General features: G+C 41.8%; 11 protein-coding genes. 7 read left to right on the top strand and 4 right to left on the bottom strand.

The genetic code is table 11. The features are described 5' to 3' along the window. Positions 1-10 precede the first annotated feature (10 nt). Positions 11-685 (top strand): molybdate ABC transporter permease subunit, encoded by a 675-nt coding sequence (modB, locus tag I1A42_RS21210; RefSeq protein ID WP_230389850.1) that lies wholly within the window; start codon positions 11-13, stop codon positions 683-685. After that, complete coding sequence (modC, locus tag I1A42_RS21205; RefSeq protein ID WP_196124876.1) at positions 682-1788, top strand: molybdenum ABC transporter ATP-binding protein ModC; 1107 nt, start codon at positions 682-684, stop codon at positions 1786-1788. Before modB ends, modC begins: the two co-directional genes overlap by 4 nt. 68 nt (positions 1789-1856) lie before the next feature. On the opposite strand, the gene I1A42_RS21200 is transcribed toward modC, so the two are convergent. The 4 genes from I1A42_RS21200 to yccS form a co-directional block, all read right to left on the bottom strand. Then, complete coding sequence (locus I1A42_RS21200; RefSeq protein ID WP_161157035.1) at positions 1857-3119, bottom strand: hydroxymethylglutaryl-CoA reductase; 1263 nt, start codon at positions 3117-3119, stop codon at positions 1857-1859. Positions 3120-3315: 196 nt separating this feature from the next. Continuing rightward, on the bottom strand, positions 3316-3630 hold the full coding sequence (locus I1A42_RS21195) for a hypothetical protein (protein ID WP_161157036.1): 315 nt from the start codon (positions 3628-3630) through the stop codon (positions 3316-3318). A gap of 79 nt (positions 3631-3709) precedes the next feature. Then, positions 3710-3967, bottom strand: a complete 258-nt coding sequence (locus I1A42_RS21190; RefSeq protein ID WP_230389909.1) for a hypothetical protein — start codon at positions 3965-3967, stop codon at positions 3710-3712. A 427-nt stretch (positions 3968-4394) separates the two neighbouring features. After that, the gene (gene yccS / locus I1A42_RS21185; protein ID WP_161157037.1) at positions 4395-6545 is read right to left on the bottom strand and encodes a YccS family putative transporter; all 2151 of its coding nucleotides are present in this window, start codon (positions 6543-6545) and stop codon (positions 4395-4397) included. Positions 6546-6723: 178 nt separating this feature from the next. Here yccS and helD point away from each other — a divergent pair, with 178 nt between their 5' ends. From helD to I1A42_RS21160, 5 genes are all read left to right on the top strand, one after another. Further along, positions 6724-8787 carry a DNA helicase IV gene (helD, locus tag I1A42_RS21180; protein WP_196125706.1) on the top strand — a complete coding sequence of 688 codons (2064 nt, stop codon included), beginning with the start codon at positions 6724-6726 and terminating at the stop codon, positions 8785-8787. A 231-nt stretch (positions 8788-9018) separates the two neighbouring features. Further along, entirely contained in the window at positions 9019-10365 is a 1347-nt protein-coding gene (locus I1A42_RS21175; RefSeq protein WP_161157038.1) for a GGDEF domain-containing protein, read from the top strand. A 35-nt stretch (positions 10366-10400) separates the two neighbouring features. Next, positions 10401-11018, top strand: a complete 618-nt coding sequence (pncA, locus tag I1A42_RS21170; protein ID WP_161157039.1) for a bifunctional nicotinamidase/pyrazinamidase — start codon at positions 10401-10403, stop codon at positions 11016-11018. A gap of 598 nt (positions 11019-11616) precedes the next feature. After that, positions 11617-13203, top strand: coding sequence for an RICIN domain-containing protein (locus tag I1A42_RS21165; protein ID WP_161157040.1), 1587 nt, complete (start codon positions 11617-11619; stop codon positions 13201-13203). Between the two features lie 164 nt (positions 13204-13367). Beyond that, a complete protein-coding gene (locus I1A42_RS21160) occupies positions 13368-13904 on the top strand; it encodes a YbhB/YbcL family Raf kinase inhibitor-like protein (protein WP_161158330.1) in 537 nt (178 codons plus the stop codon). Positions 13905-13942 lie beyond the last annotated feature (38 nt).

Here is a 13942-nt window from a genome sequence, read left to right as displayed (position 1 = left end):
CGACTACGAGATGACTGCGTTACTGTTAAGCCTGCGTGTGGCAGGCTTTACCGTATTGTGGTTACTTCCTTGTGGTTTAATTCTAGGATGGTTATTGGCTCGCAAAGAGTTTTTTGGCAAAGGTTTACTCGATAGTATCATTCACCTGCCGATGGTTTTGCCACCGGTAGTCGTCGGTTACTTGTTACTGATCAGTATGGGTAAGCAGGGTTTTATTGGTCATTGGTTTGAATCTTGGTTCGGCGTTACGTTTAGTTTCAGTTGGCGTGGCGCTGTATTAGCGTGTTCAGTGATTGCGCTGCCGCTCATGGTGCGTTCAATTCGTTTGAGTATTGAAAACGTGGATACCAAGTTAGAACAAGCAGCAAGAACGCTTGGTGCATCGCCATTAAAAGTCTTTTTTACTATTACGTTACCATTAACTATTCCCGGTATTATTACAGGCGTCATGCTCTCTTTTGCGCGTAGTTTAGGTGAGTTTGGTGCGACAATTAGCTTCGTTTCGAATATTCCCGGTGAAACCCAAACGATTCCACTCGCGATGTATAACTTTTTGGAAACACCTGGTGCTGAAATGGATGCTGCGCGCTTATGTGTGGTATCAATAGTGATCGCTCTGGTCTCTTTGTTTATCTCTGAATGGGTAAGTCGCCGTATGAAAAAACGGTTGGGGGTAAACCGATGAGTGAACTCAATATCCAATTTCATAAGCAGTTAGGTGATACGGTTTTTGACATCGATATTCAATTACCGAATAGAGGCATTAGCGCTATTTTTGGTCGCTCTGGTGCAGGGAAAACATCACTGATTAATGTCATCAGTGGATTAGTCGGTCCAGACAGTGGAGAGATTCAAGTCAAAGACCGCTGGTTATTTAGTACCAGCCGTCGAGTGAACTTGCCAATTGAACAGCGCAGAGTCGGATATGTGTTTCAGGAATCACGCTTGTTTCCGCATTACACCGTAAAAAGCAATCTCAATTATGGGGTGAAACATCAAGATCCTAAGTATTTTGAATCTATTGTTGAACTATTGGCGATTAAACCATTACTTGACCGTTACCCTAATTCGTTATCTGGCGGAGAAAAACAGCGTGTTGCGATTGGCCGAGCACTGCTATCTCAACCCGATATACTGCTGATGGATGAACCGTTGGCTTCGTTAGATTTACCACGTAAACGTGAAGTCATGCCATTTTTAGAACAGCTGGCTGATACGGTAAATATTCCGATTTTATATGTAACGCATAGTCTCGATGAAATTTTGCGTTTAGCGGATTATCTAGTGCTGATAGAGAATGGGAAGGTCGTCAATGCAGGGAACGTGGAAGCAGTTTGGAGTTCTGAAACGATGCGCCCTTGGCACGATATGAGTGAGCACAGCACTTTATTTGCCGGAGAGATTCATCGTCAACATGAGAATTATACGCTCACTGAGCTGCGTTTGGCTCCAAATGTTCCATTATGGGTACAACAAGTTCAAGGTGAGTCAGGAACCGCGATACGGTTGCAGATCCGCGCCAATGATGTCTCGATTGTAACGGAAAAACCAGAGCAAACGTCGATTCGTAATATTTTGCCCGCGACGATTCAACAAATTGAACATCGGATGCAACCTGAAGGGACGCGCCATGTAGACATCAAATTAGAGTTAGCTCCTGACTGCTTTTTATGGGCAACCATCACGGAATGGGCGTTAGATGATTTGCAGTTAAGTGTCGGTCAGGCTGTTTACGCTCAAATTAAAGGGGTGAGTATCACTCAGCAAGATGTCGCTGTAACCCGTTGAAAGATATTCAATAAACTATCAGCTAATAAAAAACCGCATATAATGCGGTTTTGTTGTTTTTGGTTGGTCTATTTTCCACGAGCAAGTTTTTTATGCGCTCTGGCAAAATGGCCAGCGCAAAAGGCACCGGCAATCGAAAGTTCTCCTGCTAGGCAAACACTCGCCACGACTTCTGCCAAAGCTCTTGCATGGCCAGTTCCATTTAACCCCAATATATCTAAGCAGGCTTTTTGGGTGGGCAATTGAGTACCACCGCCAACCGTACCTACCATGATATTGGGCAAGGTGACACTGGCACAAAGGTCGCCATTATCTGCTTGTTCAAAACGAGTCATACCAACTGCAGATTCAGCAACACAAGCCGGATCTTGACCGCAAGCGATATAAAGCGCAGCTAACGCGTTAGCGTAATGGGCATTAATACCAATAGATCCGCTAAGTAAGCCACCAGTGGTCGTCATCTGGCCAAACTGAATCATCTTTTCAACGTCGGTATGAAGGTATTTCTTAACTAAACGGGGTGATATATGGACTTCGGCACTGACTTTTTTACCGCGCACGCTTCGTAAAGTATGAGCATTGGGTTTTTTATCACCTGATAGATTGGCATCAAGAAAGGCGTGTCGTGGTTCGATAGGCGAATGCTCCAAAATGAACTGCATAATGGCATTGGTGGCAATGGTCACCATATTCTGTCCGCTAGCGTCACCGGTAACGTAATCAAATACTAAGTAAACGTGATTACCTTCGATTTGTACGTTGATGTCGTGTAATTGTCCAAAACGAGTGGTACTTTGGGCGATGGATTTGCACCGATCATATTGGGTTGTAATCCAAGCGACGAATTGTCCTGCTTCACTCAAGGAGTGAAATGCAAATCCGGGTGTACGACTCACACCTTCGCTCACTAGCATTGCTGTGGCACCGCCAGCAGAGGTAATCAACTGGCTACCACGGTGATAAGACGCGACTAAAGCGGCTTCTGTCGTTGCGAGGGGAATACGAAAATCGCCGTTTGCGTGCAATCCGTGAATGCTTAACGGGCCTGCAATACCAACAGGCAATTTAACCGTACCGACAAAATGTTCAATATTCTGTGCGTACTCAAACATTGACGTTTTTGTCCAATCATCATAGAGCGCTTGGCGAGAGTCCTCCAGTCTGAGCGTATCCCAACGTTTTTCAACCAATGATTCTGTTAGCTTGCCACTCGCAACGTTACCATTGAATTGTGGTGGGTAAGAAAGCGTGGGTTGAGAGGGGACAGGAGTTTGCTCTGATGAAATTTGCTCATCGCTTGAGCCAGATTTCAAGATAGAAAATTGAGTCATTGATTCGTCGTCGTTATGGTTTGCACGCATTGTACTGATAAAGGAAAGAATAACAACTGAATAGGATCTGTCGACGTTTGGTGGGTGTATTTTATCCGAGATAAGAGCATTTTACTCAGCGTGGTGAAAACCTAGACATTAGTGTAAAAAAATAAAGCCCAGCAGAGTGAGCTGAGCTTTATCCGAACTTGTCTTGCTAGACTCTCAAGTCAAGCATGCTTCCGAGCATATCGCGTTCACGCTGAATAACGGAAACGCCTGCGCGGTTATATTGTTGTGCTTGATTCAGTTTAGTCAAGGAATCAACAGTATCGGGATGGTGTCTCTCACGAGAACGCTCTTGTGCATCTGCTTCTTTGCGAGCTTCACTCGCTTTATTAAACTTCAAAGCATCTTGTTGCTCTAATGCTTGAGCTTGTTGCAGATCTTTGGCAGCAGAGTCTGCCATCTCTCTCGATTTTTGTAGGATGGCATAACCATTGTTACCTGTACTAACGGATGAAACTGTCATACACATCACCTCTATTTGTTCTAAGCTTAATTCTTGTACGTTTTTTAATCAAGTTAGACGACTATTTATCTCACAAAAATTAGGAGAATAAACTCGATAACATATTACGTTCTTCATCACTGAGAATATCTTTCGCAGTTGTTTCAAGAGATTGGTTAATCTCTCCTTGTAGTGAACGTAATTGTTGAGGAGTCAGCATTTTTAACTGCTCTTTCATCGTTTCAAATTGTGCGCTCGACATTCGCTTGCCTCCAAACAACACCATTGGGCTCTGTAATGTGGGCGAGTATTCTGAACTGGCCATTTTTCGCAACTTTTCTGTGTTTAGCTTTGTCATGGACTACACTTACATTGAATAAGCTAACAGGTTAATACTTTCTCACCATTCCCTGTAGAATGTGGGAGCCACTAAAATTATGACTCTGATGTTTGAGTAGTGAAGCCAAGGATTTAGTTAATTAGTTAATATAATCAATATATTATATTTGAATGTATCCGTGTCTAACTCTTCAAACCAAAGTCTATGTTCTAACTATTTAGAGTTATCATACTATAAAAAGTTGCTTAAAAAATGTCCGTACAATGTAAGAAAAGCGCTAATTGATGGTAAGTATCGATAAATCTTAAAAGTGAAACACTCTGAAATTTTCAAGATTATGTCTCTATATGATTGAGTTTATTATCAAAAAGAGCTTCGGGTTGGTATGTTATGCTGGAAAGGAGTTGGCGCCTACTTGCGATGAATTAGACGCCTTTCAAAGTGCTTAACCGACTCGTACGGCAAATTTGTCAGCCAAAGAGTGTAATTCTGGTAGCATTCGATAGATCAAATGTAATTGCTGCAGCACTAAGTGAGCATTGCCTTCACTGTCTTCATGCCATTCTGCTAATTTCTGTTCAATTCCTGCGTCTTCGATATTGGACGTATCGCATTGTTCACAATGAGTAAATAACTGTTGATATAGTACATCCAAGTGCTGATGAATCACTCGGTGTGAATCGAGTACCAATTTGTGTACGTTGGAATCAATACGAGTACGATGCGCTCCAAGCGCTGAAGTATAGCTTAGCATTGCGTGATTGAGCGTGACAAAGCGAAAGCTCTCATCGGTGGCAGAGCGATATTTGCCAGGTTCGGCCAACATATTATTGACTGCAGCAGCTAATGCCGCATCTTGATTATGTGCATTACGTCTTGCGATACGGTAACTGAGGCTGTCTTTTTTCCCAATACGGTATTGAGCAATGATCTGGTCTAAATATTCCTTATTGGCGACGATCGCATCTGCCATGACTTTATGTAACCGTTTGGCATGCCAATCCGGGAGAATGTAAGCCACAGCACCAACAGCCAGAGCACAGCCGATCAATGTATCGGCTAATCTTGGTAGTACAACGGCGAAGCCTTGGCCTAACTGATTAAAGCAGAACAGAACCAACACGGTAATAAAGCCAGTAGCAAAACCATAGTTATTGAGCCTAAAGGCAAAGAACATCACCCCTGAAATGACAATAAAGGCTAACTGACTTTCTTGTGAAGGGAAAAGCGTGAGTAGCATTACGCCAATCAATAAACCAGCGAGGGTTCCAATAATGCGCGAGGTGATTTTTTGTCGTGTCGCTGCGTAGTTTGGCTGGCAGACAAAAAGTGTCGTCAGCAAAATCCAATAGCCACGTTCTAACCCCAGGATTTGTAAAATAATATAACCAAGCGTTAGCGCTATCGACATGCGTAATGCATGGCGAAACAATAGTGAATCACGATTTAAATTTGATTTTACACGGTTCCACATGGTTTTAATCGTGTGGGGTTCGGTGTCCTCTAAAACTTCCTCTTCGAGTTTATCTATGTTGGGGGTCGCAATATTGGTCAGTTGCTTCTCGACGGTCATTAAGTTAGTAAATAGATAACCAAGTTGTGCAAGTAGCGAACGCCATTCGGGACGCTGTTGCTGCTTAAGATAATCAAGAGACTGTTGCAGCTCATCTAAAGCTAAGGCTGAATCGCCTTGGTGTTCGTAGTCTTGGCCTAAACGAATACACTGGGCCACTTCACGGCAGGCATCGGCCTGAGCTTGCAATAAAGATTTAAAGCGAAATAGGATATCAGAGCGACCAAAGTGCTGAGCTAACTCTTGGTAACGATAGTGTGTCGAACTTGCTCTTTCGTGGATATCTTGTGCTAGAAAATAAATGCTTAGATAGTGATCACTGGCACTGTCGACATGTCCGCGTTTTGCTCGAGTTAAAAAGATGGCTTTGCATTGGTTCAAAGCAGAGACGGTTGCGCTGTTTAGTTGTGCTTCACTGATGCGATGAGGCTGTGGAGTAAATTGTGATGTGGGATGGAACATCAATGCCTTAGCATCGAGATAATGACCTAGTTGTAAAAATACGTTAGCTAAGTTTTGCTGCACAGGCTGCATTGGCCAAAAGCTATACCAAAGCATTGATATAAAGAAATACCAAGCAGTACCAATGAGCAGTAATACTGGCTGAAACCAAATATTGGTACTTTGGTCTGCACCGAGCATGGTGTAAACCGCAAGCAGTAGAGATGCGAAGGCTATCGATGCGTAGCGCGAGCCGATAGCACCAAGCATAATAAAGCCAAATGTTGAAACAAATAATCCGATCGAGAATAAGATGGGGTGATCAAATAAAATCTCTATCGAAAATGAAGCGATCGCAAAGCAGATAAACGTCATGGTGATGGCTTTTAGGCGGCCAGAGAAATTATCGTCCCGTTCCGATAAAGCCGCAGCGATCACGCCTAAGATCAACGGTGTGACCCAAGTGTTGAGACTGTACATCCAGCAAGGGATGACCACCCCGAGAAGTGTCACAAGAATCAGGGCGCTATAGTTGAAAGTTTTATTGGCCCAGTAGAGCCTAAGTCGATTTGATATCTGCACGTTGTTCAATGGTCGTAATTGCAAAGTTGAAAGTGTACCAGATGCGGTAACTAACAACCTGATCAAGATGAATAAAAGTGAGAAATTTCTTTGATTTTAAAGTATTGACATTAACTTTTCATTCTCCGATATGATTAAGGTATGATGAGCCGCGAATACAATGAGAGAGTTTATTTCAATGCAGCTGAGTGCGAATAAGACTGCACAGTTTTTTATTTCTGACGAATATCATCAAGTGTCACTTGAGAAAGAGCTTATTGTGCTCTCATCTCATCAAACTGAAGAGCGTATTCCTTATCATATTTGGAATGGATGCGTACGCGTTAATCATGGTCTCATTTGGGGCTCGATGCAATTCTATGCCCATGAAGAAGAGGGCGTGCAGCGTTCATGGTTAGTTCAAGGACTTCCTTGGCCACAATGCCGCGATTTTGCTGAGTATTTAGTGACCGATTATCAGCGCTGGCATGATCTCCAATGTGAGAAGCTCAGCGAATATCTACCACGTTGGCGAGAAGAACTCTTAAGTATCGGTAACTTGCCTTCATTCCTTCCCCATTCATTAACAGAAAGTTGGGTAACCCGGGTGCTTAGCGATCTGGATAGCATTGGGGCCACTATCGAAGAAACACACCAACGTTTACCAGAGGCTATGGAACCACTGTTGCCTTGGCTGTTAAATACGTCTGAAACCTTATATGAGCGCAACCAAGCTTGGCTTGGTGATGAGCAAGAACGATGGCAACCACTCTTTGCAAATATTGAGTCTTCACCAATGAATAATACGCAGCAGCAGGCGGTATTACTCAATGATGATCATAATTTAGTGTTAGCAGGCGCGGGCTCAGGTAAAACCAGTGTATTGACTGCACGCGTTGCGTACTTACTGCAAAGTGGGTTGGCTCATCCAGAAGATATTTTGCTGGTGGCGTTTGGCAAAGATGCCGCACAGGAAATGGAACAGCGGATCCAAGAAAAAGTGGGGGAGAGAACGCAAGGTGTGAGAGTAAATACCTTCCATCAATTGGGGCTCAATATCATTAATCGAGTTGAAGGGGGCAGTGTTGCTTTGTCACCTTTGGCACTTGATGATAACCAGCGTACAGCGTGGTGTATTGATTGGCTTAAGCGTCACTGGATGACTGATACCAACTTTAAGCGTTGGCAGCAACATCTATCAAAATGGCCTATTGCCTATATTACCGGTGATGATGAGCTAGGTAGTCATGTTGAAAACCCCAAATTAATTGCTTGGTTGGTTAAGCAAATTGATCAGCTTTCAATGCTCAATATTAAGAAAAAAGAACTTCAGGAGCGTATCGTTGATCATGAAGAATATGCCCGTTTGAACAGCGAGTTGAATTTATGTTGGCCGTGCTTTCGTGACTGGCAAAAAATGCTGAAAGATGAAGATCAAATCGACTTTAACATCATGATTAGCCGCGCTGCTCAATACGTACAGAAGGGGAAATTCCCATCGCCATGGAAATTTATTATGGTCGATGAATATCAAGATATTTCGCCGCAACGTTTAGAACTGATCCAGTCGCTATGTGAGCAAAAAACCGGTTCGTGTAACTTGTTTGCTGTGGGGGATGATTGGCAGGCCATTTACCAGTTTGCTGGTTCTGATGTCAATTTGACTACAGGGTTTGCTGCTCGTTTCCCTCAGTCAACCATACATCATCTCGATACGACATACCGTTTCAATGAGCAGATTGCCAATGTGGCCAATCAGTTTATTCAGCAAAACCCGAATCAGTTGCCCAAAACGCTCAATAGCTATAAGTCGCAGAAACAGAAAGCGGTTTACGTTGCACCTAGCCACAATGTAGAGAAGATTATTGATCAGCTTAATCGCAAAGCGGATGGCCTAAAAACTTTACTACTGCTTGGCCGTAATCACTACCATAAGCCAGAATTGCTAAAGGATTGGCAAAACCGTTATTTATCGTTGCGAATTGATTTTATGACGTGTCATGCCAGTAAAGGTAAAGAAGCGAATTATGTCATTATTCTTAACGTGGACGAAGGGCAGTTTCCAGCGAAAGTCAAAGCCGTGCATCTTGATGGTGTATTGTCACACAATAATGATGACTATCCTTATGCAGAAGAACGTCGCTTGTTTTACGTCGCGATGACTCGCGCCAAGGAAAAAGTGTGGATTACCCACAGTGGTCAGGGATCCGCCTTTGTCCAAGAACTGGTCAATGGCGATTATCCAATAGTGAAGCAAAAATAATCATTGTGCTTATCACCTGTCACTTTAAAAGAGAGCTGTCGGCTCTCTTTTTAGTTTTGTATCTATTGGAGTGATGAACCGTATAAAAAATGATACCGCGATAGAAAATGCGTTATGGTCGGTATTAGGTCGTTGAAAAAATTGAGATCACTTGTACATATATTAGTGTTCTTGAATGTGAGACAATAAGCGCCGTGATAATCGTGTGTTTTGAAAAGAAAAAGTGATTGTATGAGTATCGTGGATTGGTATAAATCATCTCTAAGCCATCGTATTGGTTCCCTATTTATGTTGCTGCTTGCGACACTTTTATGCGTTATCTCGTTTTCAATATATAAGCTAAAAGTCATTGATAGTGAGATGAAAGAAGTGGCTTACATTGACGTTCCTTTAAACCAAATTATGGGGCGTATCGAGATGCTGCAGCTAGAGCAGCACATTTTATTTGAACAATTTAAGCTTAAGCAAAATCATGGCAAACTGACACCTGATCAAGAGTATGCCTATCAAAAACAGCAGCTTAAACAGCTTCTCGATCAAGCTGTCTCACTTATTATGGATAACCTAGAGAAGAACCACATTCGATTTGCTAAAGGCCAACATCGACAGCTACTTAAACAAATTGAACAATTTCAAGAAAAAAGTGAGCAATTTGAAGTTAAATTGGGCAACGTGTTGCGCCATCACCAGAGCACCATTCAGGAGAAAAAGCAGTTAGAACAGCTTGCGCTGTCTCTAGAACATTCGGTCAAAGATATTTCAGATGAATTGCAAAAATTAACCGCTCACACCAGTCAATATACCGAAAAACATGAAAGGGAATTTTTCTGGATTAATATCGCACTGGGTGTGTGCGCAACGGTTCTGGGACTATTGCTCACTTATTACATCGTTCGTTTTTTCCAGCGTCGAATTCGCCGCATGCAAGGCTCACTAAAACAGCTTGAACATTCTTTAACAATCGAGACCCAATTACCCAAGCCTGAAATGCAACCTGCAATGGATGAACTGAGTGAATTAGAACTTGATTTAAAACAGATGATGCTGCGTTTAGCAGATGAAATAGAAAACCGTGAACAGGTAGAAAAACAACTATTAAAGCTCGCTACGCGCGATAAGTTAACCGGTGCATACAATCGGCATAAATGGGATGAACAGTTAGCGATGCACGTAGAGCTGGGTCGCCGTGGTGCTCCTTTCAGTATTCTTATTATGGATATTGATTTTTTTAAGAAAATAAACGATACCTTCGGACATTTGGCTGGGGATAAAGTGTTGCAACATCTGCCTACCGTAATCAGTGAATCATTGCGTTCAACTGACCAACTATTTCGTATAGGAGGGGAAGAGTTCGCCGTTATTTTACCCATGCAAAATGGTCAAGCAGGTTGTCAGGTTGCGGAGCGAATCCGAAAGAGTATAGAAGCGAGCGAAAAAGATGATTTGCCGCATTACACCGTGAGTGTTGGCGTCAGTGAATTCGAATTAAGTGATGATCGTAAGAGCTTGTTTACTCGAGCCGATAAAGCGCTTTATGCGGCGAAACGACGCGGTCGTAATCAAGTCGTGTTACAGTAACGTATCAAATATACCGAAGAAAAGGGATAGTCTCGATGAGTAAGGCTTTAATTTTAGTTGATGTCCAAAATGATTTTGCCCCTGGCGGAGCGTTAGCGGTTCCTGAAGGGGATCGTATTGTGCCTGTAATCAATTCACTACTGCCACTTTTTGATCATGTGATTGCAACGAAAGACTGGCACCCTAAAGGTCATGCTAGTTTTGCATCAGCAAACAATCAACCTATAGGTAGCATGATAACGTTAAATGGGTTTGAACAGGTAATGTGGCCAGATCATTGTATTCAAGAAAGTCATGGAGCTGATTTTATTCCCGGTTTGAATTCAGAGTTTATTGCACAGACTATTTATAAAGGTACAAATCCGAATATAGATAGTTACAGTGGTTTTTTTGATAATCAACGCTTACAACAAACAGGATTAGAAGATTATTTACGTAGTTGTGATATCGATACCATTTATATTGTCGGATTAGCCACGGACTATTGCGTTAAATTTACGGCATTAGATGCTATTTCATTAAATTTTAATACCTACCTAATTAAAGATGCATGTCGAGGAGTCAACATGCAGCCTGGTGATGACGAACAGGCAATCGCAGAAATGCACGCTGCAGGTGTAAAAATAATTCACTCTAATGAGGTTAATCTTTAGATACTATACATAAAATGACATTATACCCAAGTAACCTCAATATGCTGTTTCAGCGAGAATGTATTCGCTCTTAGGCAAGGCTCTGATTTGAAGACATAGTCATTCTACGTTAAAAATCAGTAACACAGCCTAGGAGCGAATAAAACTCGCCCTTTGGGAGCTCATCAACAAACCTATTTCTACGCCCAATCACGTTAAAAGGGAATGACCATTCCTGCCGTGATTGAGCTTGACCTAGGCTCGTTGATGAAGCTCTGAATCCTGCATCTTGAGGTCATTTGGGTATAGATATTTTCAATGTATTAATCTTTCTCTGCCCTGCTTATATCAGATCGATAAATGAGATGGTCATTATATGACCATCTTTGTCCTTTATATTGTCCCTTAACGAAATTTGACATTTTTATTGGGAGCAATTCTACTATTTAAGTTGTCCGTCCTAGTTTTATATCAAACTTATTTTCTATTATGGCTGCTGAAATATCGAACTAAAACGATATTTCATATTTTAAAAGTGATTTTGAATAGGATATTTCGGCAATATTCTCATTCGAAAAATATTTCTTTTTATCTATATAGGGATTTTAGGAGTTATAAAATGAAATTTTTACACGGTAAATCATGGTGGAAGCAAAGCTTAGTCGTTGCTTTTACCCTGATGAGTGCATCTGCTTTTGCAGAAAACTGTTCAACAACTCCAACGTCGGGTGACACCTACTACATCATTAATAAAGGGTCTGGTCAGGCTCTAGATGTGAACACGAATGACACCAGCAGTGTGCCGAATGTGATCACTTATGAGGCATGGGAGCCAAGTAACCAAAAGTTTGTGCTGACTAAGCAAAGTGACAATTATTGGGAAATTAAGTCTGTGTATAACAGCATGTTAGTTGAAGTATTGGACTCTTCTACCTCTAATGGAGCGAATGTTGATACCTACACTGATTGGGATGGAGACAACCAACGTTGGGAGTTAAAAGTTCAATCTGATGGTGGGTTTAAAATCGTCAACAAGAACTCTTCACTCTCCCTTACTGTTGCCGGTTCAACTAACGGTTCAAATGTTTACCAAAATGAAGATGAATCTGAAAGTTCTCAACGTTGGTATATCAACCCAGTTTCAGGTACTTGTGGTGACTCATCTAGCGACGAAGATCTTGTTGGTTTTGCATCACAATCTGGTGATGATGGATTATCTACTACCACAGGTGGTGCAGCGGGTAGTACTGTCACAGTATCAAGTTGTAGTGCACTCACTTCAGCACTTGAATCCAGTGATGCTGAAGTGATTCAAGTTGCTGATACCTCGATTGATTGTCGTACATCAGATCGTACTGTACAAGCCTGTGCGCTCGATTGTTCTTATTGGAATGATGATGGAAAAACGTGGTATCGAGTACCGACCAGTGCGCAAACTTGTAGCGATTTTGCCGCGAGTACCTCAGACGACACGGTGTCTGTTACGCGTAATGACACCACCATTTATGTTCAGTCAAATAAAACGTTAGTCGGTTTGGGAAGCTCTTCTAAGATCATCGGAGCGAACTTATACTTGAGTGGCGTTGAAAACGTGATTATTCAAAACCTTACTATCTCAAACATCAACCCATCGTTAGTAGAAGCAGGGGATGGTATTACGGTTGATGATAGTAGCCACGTTTGGGTTGACCACGTCGCCTTCAGCAAAATCAGTGATGGTTATTTAGATATTGATAATAGCCAAAACGTAACGGCAAGTTGGAACCGTTTCTACGGTTACAACGCAGAAGTTTGTGCTGATCAACACTGGTACACTAACTTAGTCCAAGATTCACAAGTGACTTTCCACCATAATTTCTGGGACACGGCAGCTGGACGTAACCCTAAAATTGAAGGGGAAGATGCACGAGTTCACTTATTCAATAACTATTGGAAAGATATCACTTACTTCTCTATTGGTGGTGATGACAGTGCGCAAATCCTAGTAGAAAATAACTACTTCGAAAACAGTGCGCGTCCACAATGGAATATTGGTGATGCTTACTTCAGTGCATCTGGTAACACTTACACAGGTGTTTCTGCTACATCACAATATATTGATGATGGCGCAACAGTCTTCTCTGATATTGATATGTATGATTACACCTTAGATGACGCTGACGACCTTGGCGATGAAGTTGACGGTGGTACCGGACCTCAAGACTAATTTTGTTCTTTTGCTATCGTAAAGCCCTTCATTGAAGGGCTTTTGTATTTTATGTAAGCTAAAAGTATTACATATGTATAAAAATTAGATACATTTAATACTTTTAGTAAGAATTTAGCATCGGTGTACTAGTAAATTATTCTCTAATCTTAGAGGAGAGTTTTATGTTCACCAAAAAAATAACCTTACTGTGCTTTTCTATCTTTTTTAGTCTTTCTAGTCACGCATTTTCAATATCAAGTGCAGATATTGAAGAGGGGAAACCATTAGCGAATATTTTTGTTAATTCTGGTTTGGGGTGTCATGGAGATAATTTGTCCCCAGAGTTAAGGATTCATGACGTGCCATTGGGTACAAAAAGCTTTGCTATTACTCTTTATGACCCTGATGCCCCAACTGGCAGTGGGTTTTGGCATTGGGTAGTCATTAACTTATCAAAAGATGCAAAGGTGATCCCGAGGGGGGTAGATGTCAGTAAATGGGGAGGTATCGCTATTCGTAATGATTTTGGCTTACGTAATTATGGAGGAGCATGCCCACCAAAAGGTAATGGTATGCATCGATATACATTTACGGTGTGGGCCTTACCTACGCAAAAATTAGATGTTGGAGACGGAGTTACACCAGCTTTGATTGGGTTTATGTTGAATAAGTTAGCCATTAGTAAAGCTGTTATAACAACCACTTATACCAAAAATTGAATTAAATTATTATGAAGGTGTTTTGTGAATCAATTCGA

Origin of the sequence: Vibrio nitrifigilis, assembly GCF_015686695.1 — a bacterium.
Lineage (GTDB): Bacteria > Pseudomonadota > Gammaproteobacteria > Enterobacterales > Vibrionaceae > Vibrio > Vibrio nitrifigilis.
This window is presented reverse-complemented; position numbering and strand designations above follow the sequence as displayed.